This is a genomic window from Thermodesulfomicrobium sp. WS (genome assembly GCF_027925145.1).
Taxonomy (GTDB): domain Bacteria; phylum Desulfobacterota; class Desulfovibrionia; order Desulfovibrionales; family Desulfomicrobiaceae; genus Thermodesulfomicrobium.
In genome coordinates, this window is the sequence record NZ_AP027130.1 from 1,557,624 (window position 1) to 1,573,455 (window position 15,832).

Genomic DNA, 15,832 nt, shown 5'->3' on the forward strand with positions numbered 1-15,832 from the left:
CCTACATCCGCAGCGGGGCGTCCACCCCAAGGAGATCCAGCCCACGGGCAAGCACCCGGCGCACGGCTTCCATGAGCAAAAGCCGTGCGTTGCGCAGCCCGGCGTCTTCTCCGGAGAGCACCGGATGTTCCGTGTAGTAGCGATGCAATTGCCCCGCCAGATCCATGAGGTAGTAGCTGATGTGGTGGGGCGAAAGGGTGCGGGCGGAAAGTTCCACCGCATCGCCAAAGGCGTCGAGGGTCTTGAGGAGCGCCATGTCTTCGGCGGTGGCAAGCAGACCAAGCAGTGCCGGGTCCGCCACCTCCGGCAGGGCGATGCCCATCTCGCGCGCTTTGCGCTGCAAGGAACAGATGCGGGCGTGGGCGTACTGGACGTAGAACACGGGATTGTCCATGGACTGGCGCTTGACCACTTCCAGGTCGAAGTCCAGGTGGGCGTCGCTTTTGCGCGACAAGAAGAGGAAGCGGGCCGCGTCCACTCCCACCTCGGCGCAGACGTCCGCCAAGGTCTCGAAGGTGCCGGCACGGGTGGACATGGCGATCTGCTGGCCATCGCGCAAGAGATTGACGAGCTGCACCAAGATGACCTGCAAGCACTCCGGATCCCGGCCCAAGGCCGCCACTGCGGCCTTCATGCGCGGCACGTAGCCGTGATGGTCCGCGCCCCAGACGTCGATCATCAGGTCAAAGCCACGGCCGATCTTGTGGGCGTGGTAGGCGATGTCCGAGGCAAAATAGGTGAGCGATCCGTCGGACTTGCGCAGCACGCGGTCTTTGTCGTCGCCAAAGCGGCTGGAGGCAAACCACAGCGCCCCATCCTTTTCGTAGGCCAGGCCTTTGGCCTGCAAGTCCGCCAGCGTCGCCTCCACCACCCCGCTGTCCACCAGGCTCTTTTCCGAAAACCACACCTGGTGCTCGGCGCGGAAGACCTCCAGATCCTGGCGAATGCCGGCCAGGATCTCGTTCATACCCTCCTGGTAGCACAGCTCCCGGGCGTCCTCCTCACTCCAGGTCAGGAGTTCATCGCCGCGCTCCTGACGGATGCGGGCAGCGATGTCGCCGATGTAGTCGCCCTGATAGCCGTCTTCCGGGAAGGGGATCTGCCGGCCGCACAGCTGCTGGTAGCGTACCCACACCGACAGGCCCAGCAGCCGCATCTGGCGTCCGGCGTCGTTCAAGTAGTACTCGGTATGCACTGCATAGCCGGCAAACCGCAGGATGCGCGCCAAGGCATCCCCCACCGCAGCCCCACGGCCATGGCCAATGTGCAGCGGACCCGTGGGATTGGCGGAAACATACTCCACCTGGGCTTTTTTGCCCTGCCCCAAGGACGAGGCGCCAAACTGGGCATCCTGGAGCACCCGGACCACAGTCCCCTGCCAAAAGGCCGGCGACAAGGTGAGGTTGAGAAACCCCGGCCCGGCCACGTCCACTGCCGCCAGATTGTCCGCACATACGGCGAGCAAGCGCTCCTGCAGGGCCTGGGCGCGGGCGCGCGGGGTGCTCCCGGCTTCCTTGGGGAGCACCATGGCCACGTTGGTGGCCAAATCCCCGTGTTCCGCACGCTTGGGGGCCTCGATGGAGGCCTTCTCCGGCCAGGTCCAGCCCAAATCATGGACGGCCTGCTTGAGGGCCGCCTCCACAAAAGTCCGTGCGCGCATCACGCATCCTCCCATGCTGCCCATTGGTCCACGGTGCTGATGCACACGGACCGAACTTCCGGATCATCGACGATCTGCCCCACCATGCGCGAAAGCACGCCCTTGGGGCCGATCTCCACGAACGAGCGCGCCCCCAACTCCATCAGGGCACGGATGCCCTGATACCACCGCACCGAAGCCGTCATCTGCTCCTGCATGGCTGCGAAGATGGCCTCCGCCGTGTGCGCCGCCGCCCCCGTGGTGTTGAGCACCACGGGAAATGCCGGCTCCCGCCACGAAAGGCGCTCCAAATAGCGGGCAAACTCCGCCGCGGCCTCGGCCAAAAGCAGCGTATGGAAGGGGCCGGAGACCGGCAGCATCACGCTGCGGCCTTTGCGCTCCTTGACCAGGGCGCACACGGCCTCCACCGCCGCGCACTCACCGCTGACCACATGCTGCTGCGGCGTATTGTAATTGGCGATACGCACCACCGCCCCGGTATCCTGCGTCACCGCATCCACGATGCCGCAAACCGTCTCCAGCGGGAGCTTGAGCACCGCAGCCATGGCCCCAGGGCGCGCGGCGGCGGCCTCTTCCATGAGCCGGCCCCGGAGGCTCACGGCTTCAAGCACCTCGGTGGCGGAAAGCACCCCAGCGGCCGCCAAGGCGCTCCACTCCCCCAGACTATGGCCCGCGGCCGCCAAAGGACGTATCTTTTCCCGGGCCTTGGCCCACAGGGTGACGTTGACAACGGTCAAGGCCGGCTGCAAGGCGCGGGTGGAGCTCATGGCCTGCGCGTCGCCGTCCCAATATATCTCCCGCAGGGCAAGACCGCTGATGCGCTCCGCCTGCTTCCACAACTCCATGGCTTCCGGCCAGGTTTCGGCCACATCCCGGCCCATGCCCGCTTCTTGCGAGCCCTGACCGGGAAAAAGAATTGCATGCTGCACTGGTTCCTCCTCAAAAAAACTGCGGTGTTCTAGCGAGGCGCCGCCCCGAGGTAAAGCCCATGTCCATCCCCCTGCCCGAAATAGAGTCCGCGGCCCGCGCCCTGGGGCGGCAGCTCACGCAGCAGGAAGCCCAGGGCCTTGCCCGCTACCTTTCCCTTTTGTCGCTCTGGAACACGCGCATGAACCTCGTGGGGGCCCGCCACTGGCGCGCCATGCTGGAATTGGCGCAGGACTCCTGGCATGTGGCGGACGTCCTGCACCGCTGGGACCAGTCTCCCCGGCTTACTCTGGATCTCGGCGCCGGCGCCGGACTCCCCGGCATCCCGCTGCGTCTCTTTTGGGACCAAGGGACGTACGTCCTGGTGGAGCCGCGCCACAAACGCAGCGTGTTTCTGCGCCAGGCCGTGGTGGAGCTCGGGCTTTCCCGCACAAAGGTGGCGGCCTGCCGCATGGAAGAACTGCCCCCGGAACTCCGCCACGCGGACCTGGTGCTTGCCCGCGCCTTTTTACCGCCGCCCGAGCTGCTCGCCGCAGCCCGCAGCGTCCTGCGCCCAGGCGGCACGCTCCTCCTGATGACGCGCCAGAACCTCACACTGCCCAACGACTATGTGCTTGCCCATACCCACACCTACACCGCGCGCGCCCAGCGTCAGCAATTACTCCTCGTGACCTGGCGGGGGCACGAAGGCGGAAATCTTGGGTAAAAGCAGCCGCGTGGCCACCCGGTCGGCCTCTTCGGCCAGGTCCATGAGCCGCTCCAAAAAGTCGAGGATCTCCATCTTGCGGTCCTCGGCGCTGTAGCCATAGTCCTCTTCCAGGCGGCCTGAACGGATATAGTCCTCCAAGTCCGCCAAAAATCGTTCATTGAGCATACGTCCCTCCGGCCCTGGGCCCCTGCCACAGGGCGCAGGAGGCGTCAAAGGTCCACACCGCCGCCCGCGCCACAGCGCATTGACCGTACGACCAGACGTGCCGCTGATTCGCCGTCCACGCTCAATCCGAGGCGTTACCTCCCCGGTTTTGCTCCAAAGGCCACCGACTCCAGGCAAAAGACCAGGCCCCGGAATAGCCTGCGTTGGAAACAATTTTCCAGATCGGGACAATCACGGAAATCAAAAGCACGAGCATTCCGTGGCCATGGAATCCACCCTGCATCCACGTAATACCCCATCCTCAATGCAATAAACATTATAAAATACCAAAAACAAACCCTATAGATACAATACTCAAAAAGAGAGCAACCAAAATCTGCACAGACCGAAGCGTTACTTTTTTGAGCATCCTCGAACCAACAAAAGCACCAGCGAACGCAGCAATACTCGCAAAAATTACCAAATCCCAGCGTATGCTTTGTTGATTTTCGAAAATTTCAAACCCATACACAAGCATTCGGGAAATATCCACCATAACGGCAAGTACCACCCCCGTGGCGACGAAGGGTTCCTTGTCCAATCCGGCCTTCAAGAGGAACATACTCCGGAAGGCGCCTTGATGCCCGGAGAGCCCGCCAAAAAAACCGCTGACCATCCCCCCGTACGGAAGATACTTCGCAGGAAGAGCAAGGGAAGAAAAACGCGGCGACAACTCCAGGGCCACAAACAGCATAATGAGTATCCCCACCACAAGCTTGATGGGCGAAACCGTACGCACCGCCCCCAAGGCCGTGTACTGCAAAATGGGGGGAACATCCGCAAGCCACCCGAGAAGCCCTGCGCCGAGAAAAGCGCACACCACTGCGGGGATCCCAAAACGCATCAATATGGATGCATTTGCCTTCTTGCCGAGCAAGGCTAACTTGAAGAGATTGTTGGCCAGATGCACTATGGCGGTTATGGCAATGGCCATCTCGACCGGAAAAAAGAGCGCCACCACCGGCATCAAAAGGGTCCCCAAGCCAAATCCAGAAAAAAGCGTCAGCCCGGAAGCGGCCAGGGCGACCGCGGACACGATCAGTATCTCCATGCAATACTCCACAACGGCGTGTTGTGTTCTCCACAATATGCACCAGCATTCCCTGGGCAGATGCCCCCGCAGCCAGCAGAGCCGGGGGCCTTCGTCCGCCAAGCCGTCTGTCCGGCCCCGCTGCCGTGCGACAGCATACTATTCTGCTTTCCGCGGCAGCCGCCGGGAGGCCTTGGCGAGGAATGCCTGCAGTTCGGGGAGATTTGCCCAGCCCTTGCCCCCGATTTTGGGGTGCACAGGCCGGTAGCCCAATTGCATGGCCTGACGCATGCGGACCTCATGGCCGCTTGCGGGGCGGATGCCGCCGTTCAAATCCACCTCCCCCCAAAAAACGGCGTCGTCCGGAAGCGGCCGGTCCGCCACGGAGGACAAGATAGCCGCCACCACGCCCAAATCCAAACCAGGATCCTTCATGCGCAGCCCCCCGCCCACCTTGGCGTAGATATCCATCTGCCCCAGGTTCACCCGCAGCCGCTTTTCCATGACGGCCACCAGGAGATTCAAGCGGTTGGTATCGAAGCCCAGGGCGGTGCGCCGCGGAAAGGCCAAGAAGGTGCGCGTGGCCAGGGCTTGGACCTCCACCACAAAGGGCCGGCCGGATTCCATGGCCAACACCAGGGCCGTGCCGCTGCTGGCGGTATCGCGCGCTTCCAAGAAGAAGGTGGAGGGATCGTCCACCACGCGCATGCCTTCTCCGCGCATCTCGAACACCACCAGCTCGTTGGCCGGGCCAAAGCGGTTCTTGATGACCCGCAGCACCCGGAACAGCCGCTCGCCGTCGCCTTCCAAGGAGAGCACGGTGTCCACCATGTGTTCCAAAAGCTTGGGACCCGCCAGCTGTCCGTCCTTGGTCACGTGGCCCACGAGCACCACGGGTACGGCCAGGGCCTTGGCCGCCTCGGTCAAACAGGTGGCCACCGCCCGCACCTGATTGACGGACCCCGGCAGCCCTTCCGTGCGCGCGGACACCAAGGTCTGCACCGAGTCCACCACCACCAAGCCCATGCCCGCCATGTGGGCGGTGATGTCTTCCACCTGGCTCGTGGCCAGGGCGCGCAGCGAGCGCTGCAAAAGCCCAAGACGGGCGGCGCGCACCTTGAGTTGGCCCAGGGATTCCTCACCGGAGGCGTAGAGCACCGGCCTTCCCGAGGCCTCCATGGCCCCGGCCACTTGCAAAAGCAGGGTGGATTTGCCCACCCCAGGGTCTCCGCCAAGGAGAATCACCGCTCCCGGCACCAGGCCGCCGCCCAAGAGCACATCCACGGCAGGGATTCCCGTGGACTGCCGCCCCCCAGCGCCGGCGTCCACCTCGCGCAGATCCACAGGGACACTGCGGCCCCGCGAGGTCGGCGATTCCTCCACCAACGTATTCCAGGCCCCGCAGCTTGGGCATTGTCCCTGCCAGCGGGGATGCAAACTCCCACAGCTCGAGCAGACAAAACGCGTGCTTTTCTTCATGGATGCCTCCGTCTCTGTGTCCTACCGAGGGCGAAAGCGGCAGGCAACCGCGCGCTGCAGACGGATACGCTGTGTCGAACAACAAAAACGGACGGTTTCCCGTCCGTCGTGTGGGGTGGTGCCGCCCCAAGCCCCTACTGCACCCGATAGTATGCCTTGGGCGCGGCCCCGCAAATGGGGCATTTTTCCGTGGGCTCGCCCTCGTGGATATGGCCGCAGACGCTGCATACATAATAGTCCACCGCCGGCAGGTCCGCCATCATCTGCGCTGCCTTGGTGTACAACTGCGCATGGCACTCCTCCGCCTTGTTGGCGAACTCGAAGTAGCGCTGCGCCGCCTTGTCCCCTTCCGCCTTGGCGTCCTCGATCATGGCCGGATACATGGACTTGAACTCGTAGGTCTCCCCTGCCACGGCCTCCTTGAGGTTTTCCGCCGTGGTGCCAATGCCCTTCATGAGGCGCAGGTGGGCATGGGCATGGATGGTCTCCGCCTCGGCCGCGGCACGAAAAAGCTTGGCTACCTGGGTAAGCCCTTCTTCTTCCGCCTTCTTGGCAAAGGCGAGATACTTCCGGTTGGCCTGAGATTCACCAGCGAAGGCGGTCTTCAAATTTTCCATCGTCTTACTCATGAGTTCCCTCCTTGTTAGTTATTAATAATTTTTCTCTATAAAGTTTCCTCAATCAAGGCAAGTCCCAAAAACCTCTATGATTCACGCAACTCGGAAGGCAACCGTATTCCGGCGGCTGGCCCCCATATCCGCACCGGCCAGACCATCAAAAGTAAATGAGGCCGCTCAAGGCGGCCTCATCCATTGGCACGAGCCTGCGGCAACACGGGTTATTGCGGCGGGGTCTTGGCCTGAATGACCTCGAGGCCAAATTCCTGCACCCCAGCAGGGACGCCGAAGAAGACGACCATGAAGGGTACCCCTCGGCCGGGCTGCACATTGGTATTATTGGTGAGGATCCCCACCTTGGCCCCAAGGGCGGTTTCGATTTCCTGGCGCGAGGCCACCTGGAGTTGGTAGAGGCTGACCGTGTTGCCGGCCAAAAACTCCTGGGTGGCCACCGCCGCGCCCTGGGCATTGAACAGCGCCGCCTTGAGCTTGATGAGTTCCCGCGGCTCGGCAAAGCGGTTGACGGCCTGACCTTCGATGACGAACAGCTGGCCTTCTTTTTCATTGTTCACGAAATATTGGCGCACGTTCTCGAGCACGATGCGCGCCACTTCCTCGGTGAATGCCCCCGGCCGCGTGGTGGATACCTCGGCGCTCGGTTTGGGCGCCAGCCACGGAATCCACGACGGCCGCAGGACAAAAACCGCACCTACCGCCAGGGCTGCCAGTACCCCGAAGACGCCCACCCAAAGCCACGGGGAGCGTTTCCCGGAAGGCTTGGGTGCGGGATTCAGCTCCAGACGGGGCTTGCCTTCCTCGCCCAAGAGCGGAGGCTGGAAGGTCCCTTCCAGGTCTTTGAGGACTTGTCGATGCGCTTCGCCCTCCACGCGCGCCGCGGCAGCCGCCTTGTTTTCCAAGAGCTGCTCCAGGGCGGCATCTTCCGACAGGGGGGCTTGCACCTGGAACACATGCGTACACCGGGTGCAGCGCACCTTGGCGCCTTCCGGCTTGATGCGCTCCTCCGGCAGGTTGTACTTGGTGCCGCAATTGGGGCATTGAACAATCATGCTCACCTCGTTTCCGGCAAGATCAACTCGTAAATTCCATCCAGCTCCCGAAATCGTTCCGCATAGTCGAGGCCATAGCCCACGATAAAGCCCTTTTGCAAGGGAAATCCCACATAATCCACGGTCACATCCACCTCACGGCGCTCCTGCTTGTCCACCATGGCCGCAATGCGCACCGAACGAGGGGATCTGGCCTCCAAGACTTTGCGCAAAAACCGCATGGAATGGCCTGTGTCCACAATATCTTCGACGATGAGGACATGTTTATCCTTGATGTCGATTTCCATATCCTTGGAAAAAACCATGCGAGACTGACGCGATGTTTGATCTGCGTAACTGGAAAGCCGCACAAAATCCATCAGAGGATGAATAGTAAGGTTACGCATCAAATCAGTAAAAAAAGCATACGCACCCTTGAGAACGCATACACACACCAGCGGTTCATCACCGTAATATTCGGAAATTTCCTTTCCCAAATGGCGAACGCGCGCATCGATTTGAGCGCGGGAAAATATTTCTCGAAATTCCATAATCTTCTCCCAATTTAGAGTTCGATCATCATCGCAGTTTCATCGCATTCCGGAAATTGTGGACACTTGATACAGTCTGCCCACACCTTTTGCGGGAGCACATCCTTGCTCACTTCCTGAAATCCGAGCTTGCGAAAGAAATCTACTTGATACGTGAGGGTAAACACCTTGTAAATACCAAAAGTCAGGGCGTCGCTCACGCATGCCTCCACCAGCCGCCGACCGATTCCCCGCCCCTGGGCCGCCTCCGCGACCACGAGGGAACGCACTTCCGCCAGCCCTTCCCAAGTGATGGACAAGGCGCAACATCCCACGACCGCGGCCGTTGCATCGTCCTCCGCGACGATGAAGTCCCGAAGATGCGCATATATTTCCGTATAGCTCCGCGGCAAAAGCAATTTCTTGGATGCGCATTCCATAAGCAGGCGATGAATGGTACGCACATCCACCATTTTTGCCTTGCGCAAAACAAATGCCATAGTACAATTCTCCTTATGCCTTCGAGAAGGAAGCCATGAGCGCATCAGCCAAGCGCACTGCGGCAACGGCGTCGGCGCTATAGCCATCAGCGCCGATGCGGTCCGCAAAGCTTTGGGTCACCACGGCGCCGCCGACCATAATGCGGAGGTTGAGTCCGCGCTCGCGCACTAAACGCACCGTATCTTCCATACGCACCATCGTTGTGGTCATGAGCGCGGAAAGCCCAATGATGTGGGCGCCATGTTCTTGCGCCGCGTCCACGATACGCTGGGCCGGAACGTCTTTTCCAAGGTCGATGACCGTATAGCCATGGTTGCGCAGCATAAGGCACACGATATTTTTGCCGATGTCATGGATGTCTCCTTCCACGGTGGCCATGACCACGATACCTTTGGTGGCGCCGGCGTCCTGGGTGAGCAAGTGCCGGATGGCGGCAAAGCCCGTTTGCATGGTCTCCGCGGACTGCAACAATTGCGGCAGGAAATATTCCTTGCGCTCGTATTTTTCTCCCACCCGCATGATGGCGGGGATCATCTCCTCGTGCACCAGGGCAAAGGGATCGGCGCCTGCGTCGATGCGGGAAAGCAAAAGCGAGGCGATGGTCTCGCTTTTGCCCTGCACAATGGCCTGGCCCACCGGCGTCAAGCCATCGGCGCCATCGCCCTTGAGGGCGCCTTCCGGGGAAGGGGCAGCCGCTCCGCTTCCAGGCTGCCAAGCGGCGTAGCGCTCAATGAAGCGTCCTGCTTGCGCGTCGCGGCCCAAGAGCACCTCTGAAGCGGCCAGGGCCTCCTGCAAGCGAGCGCTTCCCGGGTTGGCGATACACGAAGCAAGCCCCGCCCCCAACGCCATGGTGAGGAATGCGGCGTTGACCAGTTCCCGGGCCGGGAGCCCAAAAGAGATATTGGAAAGGCCCAAGGTGCACGGAAGGCCCAAACGCCGGCAATGGGCAATGACCTCCAGGCAGGCCCGGGCGGCCTGCGGCTTGGAAGACACCGTGAGCGCCAGGGCGTCCACGAGGATAAGATGCCGGGGAAGCCCCAGGGCCATGGCTTTTTCCAGCAAGGCGTCGATGATGGCGATGCGGTCCGCCGCCTCCACGGGCAGCTTTTTGCCCTGCAGCGGCAAGAGGATACACGGCGCGCCAAAGTCCCGGCACAGGGGCGCCAAAAGCTCCATGCGCCCGGGCTCGCCGCTGATGGAGTTGATGAGCGGCGAGGCGGGATAGCTCTCCAAGCCCCGACGCAGGGCTTCGGCATTGCTGGAGTCAAGACACAGCGGCGTGGGCAAGCGACGCGACACCGCCTCCACCACAGCAGGCAGCATCCATTCCTCGTTCACCATGGGGGCTCCCACGTTGATATCGAGGATATCCGCCCCCTGATCCACCTGCGCTTCCGCCAGGGCCACAGCGCGTCCAACAGCGCCGCTTTGCAGGTCCGCCGTAAGATCCGCCTTGCCTGTGGGGTTGATGCGTTCGCCGATGATGCGGCAGGGGCTTTCCAGGTCCACCACCACGGCCTCGGCCCGTGAGGTCACGGCAAGACGGGGACGCACCCTGGGCCGAGATACCGTGCACCCGGCAAGTGCGCGAGCAAGAGCTTGGATATGCGCCGGGGTCGTGCCACAGCAACCGCCCAAGGCCAGGATGCCTTCCTCGGCCAAGGGCGCCAGCGCCTCGGCAAAAGGGCTGGGAGCCAGCCGAAACACCGTGGTGCCGTCCACCAACTCGGGCAAGCCCGCATTGGGCTCGATGAGTACCGGCATGGCCGCCACCTGCAGAAGGCGTCGGGCTACGGCCACCAGGGCTTCGGGGCCGGCGCTGCAGTTGGAGCCCAGCAAATCCACACCCATGGCGTTCATGGTATGGGCAAAGACCTCGGGAGTGGTGCCGGTCAGGCTCACCCCGTCTTCAAAAGTCATGGACACGCCCACCGGCAGATCCGTGACTTCCCGCGCAGCCACCACCACCGCCCGCGCCTCGGCCAGGTCGAACTGCGTCTCCGCCAAGATGAAGTCCACCCCACCGTCCACCAGCCCCTCAATCTGCTCCCGAAACGCGGCCACCACCTCCCGAAAGGGCGTGGGGCCCAGCGGTGCGATCATGGTCCCGGTGGGGCCGACGCTGCCCGCCACGAATACCCCATCCCCGACGGCACAGCGGGCCATGGCCGCCAAACGGGCGTTGGCATCCCGCACCGAGATGCCAGCAGGCAGCTTGAATCTGCTCGCACCAAAGGTATTGGTGGTCACCACCTCTGCCCCGCTGGCGGCGTACTCCCGGTGGATGGACTGCACCACATCCGGGTGGGCAAGACCAAAAATCTCGGGCGACTGCCCGGGTTGCAAGCCCCTGGCCTGGAGCAGGCTGCCCATGCCTCCATCGAAGACAATGGGGCGGGGGACACTCAGTCGTTTCCGAAAGGCGTGCATGCCAAACCTCGCACACAAATTTTTCCGAAAAGGCATCTGCCGAAAAAGCGGCGCAACGCTAGGGAAAAACGCGCCAAAACACAAACAGCAAACGCCCCGCTCTCCCACAAGAGGGCATTTCGGGCCTTGCCATTTGCCGCGCTCTTGCGGATGATTGGCTTTTGCCGCGCACCCCAACCCGACCCACTTCGTGGATCATCATGAGCACTCAGGTCACCGAGCCCGAAATCGTCGAAATCGCCGACCCGGAAATCCTCGTGGACTCCTTGGTGGAAGAATCCATCGAGGACACCGATGCCATGGAGGAGCACACGGACCCGTTTCCCCAGGGAGAGCTTGCGCTGCTTTCCCCAAGTGCTCTCGTGCCCCGGGATCGCGCCCTTGATCCGCTGGCGCTCTACCTGCAAGAAATCAAAAAGTTCCAGCCACTCACTCCGGAAGAAGAATTCGAACTCGCCCGGCGCTACCGCGACGAACACGACGAAAAAGCCGCCTTCACCCTCATCACCGCCAATCTCCGGCTGGTGGTGCGCATTGCCATGGACTTTCAGCGCCGCTGGATGAAAAACGTCCTCGACCTCATCCAGGAGGGCAACATCGGGCTCATCAAGGCCGTGCAAAAATTCGATCCCGACAAGGGCATCAAGTTTTCCTACTACGCCGCTTTTTGGATCAAGGCGTACATTCTCAAGTTCATCATGGACAATTGGCGCATGGTCAAAATTGGCACCACCCAGGCCCAGCGCAAGTTGTTCTATAATTTGAGCAAAGAGCGGCAGCGCCTCCAATCCCTGGGCTATGACCCCGACACCAGCACCATGGCCAAAAACCTCCAGGTCTCGGAAGCGGACATCGTGGAAATGGGCCAACGGCTCGGACAAAACGACCTCTCCTTGGACATGCAGGTCGGCGACGACTCCGACTCCACCCCGCTGGACTTCATCCCCGCCCTGGAAGCCCACGTGGAAGACCGCATGGCCAGTGAGGAAATGAGCGAGCTCTTGCTGCACAACATCGAAGCGCTCAAGGCAGAGCTCAACGACAAGGAGCGGGACATCCTCGAATCGCGGCTGCTGGCAGAAACACCGGTAACCCTTCGGGAAATCGGTGAAAAATACGGAATCACCCGGGAACGGGTGCGACAAATCGAGGCCCGTTTGCTGCAAAAGATCAAAGAACGCATGCAGCAGACCATCCACGATTTTTCCGAAGAGTGGATCCATGAATCGCGATGACATCTTAGCGCGTCTCAAAACCGAGAGCGCCGCGCTCCTGCCCGAAAGCCCCCCGACGTTTTACCGGGATTTTGAGGCAGAACTCGCCTGGGCGCGGGAGACCTTTTTCACCCATCCCCTGGCGCTGCGCTGCCAGGACGATGTGCTGCCGTTCCTCAACGACCGCTACGGGCACGGCACCACCCACGCCAAGAAAGTGGCCATCGAAGCCGGGGCCATTGCCTTGGCCGAAGGGCTGCCGCTCGGCATCATGGAGGCCAGACACTTGGGATTACTGGCGATTTTGGCAGGACTCCTGCACGACACCTGCCGCCTGGAAGGCGATCACGCCCATCGCGGGGCAGACCTCGCGCACGTGATCTTGCGGGATTACCCCCTCACGGACGAGCACCGCACCATGGTGGCCGAGGCCATCCGCTGCCACGAAGCCTTTTGCGACGTTCCCCTGCCGCTGGATGAAGCAGCGCGCATCGTGGCCGGCGCCCTCTATGACGCGGACAAATTCCGCTGGGGCCCGGACAATTTCGTCACCACACTGTGGGAGATCTGCAACTATCAAGAATGGGACATCTGCCAGATTGCGGACCGCTTTCCCGCAGGTCTCCAAGTCATCGAATCCATCCGCGACACGTTCCGCACCCCCACCGGACAGATCTATGGCCCGGAATTCATCGACCTGGGCCTCGTCATGGGCAAGCATTTGTATCAAAAAATCCAACACTATTGTGGAAGAGCATCGTGAATCTTCGTTCGTCTCTGCCTGCCCTCCTGATGACACTGTTGACTGCAAGCGCCTGCAGCCCCCGCGCATCGCTGCCGCCGCTGCCTCCCGCCCCCATGTCCGCCGAGGCGCAATCCATCTACCGCCTCCTTTTGGCGGATCGATTGGTCCAAGACGGCCAGCCGGAGAAGGCCATGGAGGTTTTGCGGGAGCTCATCGACTCCCAACCGACGGAAGAACTCTACCTGGAGTTCGCTACCCTCGCCTGGCGTCTGAATCGCTTTGCCGAGGCATTGAACGCCTTGGCTGAAGCAGTGCAACGCTATCCCCAAAGCCGTAATGTACGCATGGCCCAGGCCCGGGCCCTGGCCACCCGGGGGCGCCACGAGGACGCGGCCCTCACCCTGAGTGAATACCTCGCTCTGCATCCTGACGATGTCGAAGTGCGGACCCAGGCAGCAGCGCACTTTCTCGATGCCGCTCAGCCCCGCAAGGCGATCGAAATCCTCGCCCCGATTCCCCGGGACAAACGCGACGCCCGCTATTATTTTCTCCAGGGCAAGGCCTTGATCCGCCAGGGTCAGATCAGCAAAGGCATCGTCCAGCTGGAAGAAGCCGCGGGGCTCAACCCAGATGCGGAAGAAATCTGGATCGAGATGGCCCTTGCCTATGAGCGCCAAGGCAATCTCCAAGAGGCCGAACGCATCCTGAGTGAACTCGTGCGCCTCGGCAAAGGCGGCGATCCCTTGGTCATGCACCTTCTCGAGCTCAACGTACGGCTCAAAAATCCGGATAAGGGGCTGGCGGTCTTTCTCGAGACCATGCCCTCCCAGGAGACGATCCTCGATGGGGTGCATTTTCTCATCGATCAGGAGCTGTTCGACCACGCCGCCACCTTGCTCGAATCCATCATCTCGCAGGGGGAGCCATCCCCGGAGGTCCGGCTCACCTGGGGCTTCTTGGAGGCCAAACGCCGTAACCACGCCCATGCCCTGGAAATTCTCGCCCCCATCCCGGAAGACGGCCCTCTGGGCGTGCGGACGGTCTCGCTGCGCCTGCTCATCCTTCAGGACATGGGCAAGGTGGACGAAGCCGAGGCCCAAGCCCGCGATGCCGTACGCCGCTTTCCTCAAGAGCCCAGCCTCCGGGTCATCTTGGCCAATATCCTCGAAGACGCCCAAAACGTACAGGAAGCAGAAGAAGTTTTGCGCCGCGGCCTTGAGCAGGCGCCCGACTCGCCCCAACTCCTCTACCGCCTCGGCATGCTTCTGGACGAAAGCGGGCGCAAGGCCGAGGCCATGGAGGTCATGGAGCGCCTCATCGCCACCCATTCCGATCATGCCGACGCGCTCAACTACGTGGGCTACAGCCTGGCTGAAGAAGGCCGGGACTTGGAGCGGGCGGAAAAGCTCATCCGTTCCGCCCTGGCGCAGGAACCCACCAATGGCTATTTTCTGGATTCCCTCGCCTGGGTGCTGTTCCGCCAAGGCCGCCTCAAGCTCGCTTGGACGGAGATCCAGCGGGCAGTGGCCGTGGTGGATGACCCCATCATCTGGGAGCATTACGGGGATATCGCCGCTGCCCTGGGTCTGTACCCCCAGGCGCGGCACGGGTACACCCAGGCGCTGCGCCTGCAGTCCAAAAATGCAAAGGCCATTCATGCCAAGCTCCGCGCCCTTGGCGGAGGGCCCCGATGAGATGGGCAGTGGTGATCGTCTGTCTGCTGGTGGGCTGCGCACCCCGGCTGACCCCGCAAGACCACGAGGCGGCGACCCGTCTTTGGCTGCGCCTGCACCCGCCGACGGCGGTCTCCTTTTCCGCCCATCTTTCCGTCCATGTGAACACCCCCACCACTGCGGGCCGGGTACTGGTGGAGCTGACCGGAGATCCCCAAGAACGTCTGCTGCTCACCATCAGCTCCTCGGTGGGCTCGGTCTTGGCCTTGGTGGAAGAAACCCCGAACCACGTGCAGGTGTACGTTCCGGAGCGCAACGTGCTCTACATATCCCATGACCCGCGCGCAGTGCTTCCTGCCCAAGGCATCCCCCTGCCCCTGACCCTTGCCCAGCTTGCCCGGCTCCTCCAGGGCGATTGGGGATCCGTGCTCCCGGATACTTTTCTGCGCGCGCACCACCGCGACGGAGGGATGGAATTCCTCCTGGCATCGGGGCCCTTCCAACGTCTGCGCATGGCCTTGGACGGCTCGCAGGTGTACGCCGAAGGCCACGACGGGCTGACCCTGGAGGCTGGGGCCCTGGAGCCGCAAACCCAGCGCTTCACCCGGTTGCATTTTGCTTCCCCAGAGGGAAGCGCCGTCCTCCGCGTCAAAGACCTCGTATCCCATACGCCGTTGCCTGCCCCTCTGACCGTCCCGGCCTCGGCACGGCGGGAACCACTACCTTCCAAGGAGATGCCATGAACGACGTCCTCACCACCATCCTCAAGGGGCTGCGCCTGCTCTGGGCCCAGACCCATTGGACCCTCATCGCCTGGATGCGCCAGCGGGAAATCGCAGGCTTGCGCAAACGCCTCCACGAGGAATACCTGCAGGTGGGCAAAACTGCGCACACCACGTGGAAGGCCGGCTCCAGCCTGGACCTCAGTTCCGGCGAGGTTGCCCTGGCCCTGCGGCAGGTGGATTTTCTCCTGGACGAAATCCGCCATCTGGAAGACGCGCTTGCCGAGGAAAAACAGCGCTTTTTCCAGGAAAAAGGCTTGAATGTCCCACCGCAAAGTGAGTAAT

The 15,832-nt window shown here is 62.0% G+C and carries 16 protein-coding genes; 6 read left to right on the plus strand and 10 right to left on the minus strand.

The annotated features are described in order from the left end of the window. Position 1: 1 nt before the first annotated feature. Complete coding sequence (gene argS, locus QMF81_RS07475; RefSeq protein WP_281750144.1) at positions 2–1,660, minus strand: arginine--tRNA ligase; 1,659 nt, start codon at positions 1,658–1,660, stop codon at positions 2–4. Then, on the minus strand, positions 1,660–2,589 hold the full coding sequence (locus tag QMF81_RS07480) for an ACP S-malonyltransferase (protein WP_281750145.1): 930 nt from the start codon (positions 2,587–2,589) through the stop codon (positions 1,660–1,662). Before QMF81_RS07480 ends, argS begins: the two co-directional genes overlap by 1 nt. A gap of 59 nt (positions 2,590–2,648) precedes the next feature. Here QMF81_RS07480 and QMF81_RS07485 point away from each other — a divergent pair, with 59 nt between their 5' ends. After that, a complete protein-coding gene (locus QMF81_RS07485) occupies positions 2,649–3,293 on the plus strand; it encodes a 16S rRNA (guanine(527)-N(7))-methyltransferase RsmG (protein ID WP_281750146.1) in 645 nt (214 codons plus the stop codon). On the opposite strand, the gene QMF81_RS07490 is transcribed toward QMF81_RS07485, so the two are convergent. The 8 genes from QMF81_RS07490 to QMF81_RS07525 form a co-directional block, all read right to left on the minus strand. Next, on the minus strand, positions 3,246–3,461 hold the full coding sequence (locus QMF81_RS07490) for a hypothetical protein (protein WP_281750147.1): 216 nt from the start codon (positions 3,459–3,461) through the stop codon (positions 3,246–3,248). The two genes, QMF81_RS07485 and QMF81_RS07490, sit on opposite strands and share 48 nt — an antisense overlap. Before the next feature lie 316 nt (positions 3,462–3,777). After that, on the minus strand, positions 3,778–4,551 hold the full coding sequence (locus tag QMF81_RS07495; protein WP_281750149.1) for a sulfite exporter TauE/SafE family protein: 774 nt from the start codon (positions 4,549–4,551) through the stop codon (positions 3,778–3,780). Positions 4,552–4,689: 138 nt separating this feature from the next. After that, positions 4,690–6,009 carry a DNA repair protein RadA gene (radA, locus tag QMF81_RS07500; RefSeq protein WP_281750150.1) on the minus strand — a complete coding sequence of 440 codons (1,320 nt, stop codon included), beginning with the start codon at positions 6,007–6,009 and terminating at the stop codon, positions 4,690–4,692. 134 nt (positions 6,010–6,143) lie between these two features. After that, positions 6,144–6,638: a rubrerythrin family protein gene (locus QMF81_RS07505; RefSeq protein WP_281750151.1), complete on the minus strand. Its 495-nt coding sequence runs from the start codon at positions 6,636–6,638 to the stop codon at positions 6,144–6,146. A 209-nt stretch (positions 6,639–6,847) separates the two neighbouring features. Next, positions 6,848–7,693, minus strand: coding sequence for a DUF3426 domain-containing protein (locus QMF81_RS07510; protein ID WP_281750152.1), 846 nt, complete (start codon positions 7,691–7,693; stop codon positions 6,848–6,850). 2 nt (positions 7,694–7,695) lie between these two features. Further along, the gene (gene hpt / locus QMF81_RS07515) at positions 7,696–8,223 is read right to left on the minus strand and encodes a hypoxanthine phosphoribosyltransferase (RefSeq protein WP_281750153.1); all 528 of its coding nucleotides are present in this window, start codon (positions 8,221–8,223) and stop codon (positions 7,696–7,698) included. Between the two features lie 14 nt (positions 8,224–8,237). Continuing rightward, positions 8,238–8,702: an N-acetyltransferase gene (locus QMF81_RS07520; protein WP_281750155.1), complete on the minus strand. Its 465-nt coding sequence runs from the start codon at positions 8,700–8,702 to the stop codon at positions 8,238–8,240. A gap of 13 nt (positions 8,703–8,715) precedes the next feature. Then, positions 8,716–11,133 (minus strand): homocysteine S-methyltransferase family protein, encoded by a 2,418-nt coding sequence (locus tag QMF81_RS07525; protein WP_281750157.1) that lies wholly within the window; start codon positions 11,131–11,133, stop codon positions 8,716–8,718. Positions 11,134–11,333: 200 nt separating this feature from the next. Here QMF81_RS07525 and QMF81_RS07530 point away from each other — a divergent pair, with 200 nt between their 5' ends. Genes QMF81_RS07530 through QMF81_RS07550 form a run of 5 tightly spaced genes read left to right on the plus strand, consistent with a single transcriptional unit; the run spans position 11,334 to position 15,831 of the window. Further along, positions 11,334–12,368: an RNA polymerase factor sigma-32 gene (locus QMF81_RS07530; protein ID WP_281750158.1), complete on the plus strand. Its 1,035-nt coding sequence runs from the start codon at positions 11,334–11,336 to the stop codon at positions 12,366–12,368. Further along, positions 12,355–13,110: a hypothetical protein gene (locus tag QMF81_RS07535; protein WP_281750159.1), complete on the plus strand. Its 756-nt coding sequence runs from the start codon at positions 12,355–12,357 to the stop codon at positions 13,108–13,110. The genes QMF81_RS07530 and QMF81_RS07535 overlap by 14 nt, the downstream gene beginning before the upstream one ends. Next, positions 13,107–14,786 (plus strand): tetratricopeptide repeat protein, encoded by a 1,680-nt coding sequence (locus QMF81_RS07540; protein WP_281750160.1) that lies wholly within the window; start codon positions 13,107–13,109, stop codon positions 14,784–14,786. Before QMF81_RS07535 ends, QMF81_RS07540 begins: the two co-directional genes overlap by 4 nt. Continuing rightward, positions 14,783–15,508, plus strand: coding sequence for a hypothetical protein (locus QMF81_RS07545; RefSeq protein ID WP_281750161.1), 726 nt, complete (start codon positions 14,783–14,785; stop codon positions 15,506–15,508). The genes QMF81_RS07540 and QMF81_RS07545 overlap by 4 nt, the downstream gene beginning before the upstream one ends. Beyond that, positions 15,505–15,831, plus strand: coding sequence for a hypothetical protein (locus QMF81_RS07550; RefSeq protein ID WP_281750162.1), 327 nt, complete (start codon positions 15,505–15,507; stop codon positions 15,829–15,831). The genes QMF81_RS07545 and QMF81_RS07550 overlap by 4 nt, the downstream gene beginning before the upstream one ends. Position 15,832 lies beyond the last annotated feature (1 nt).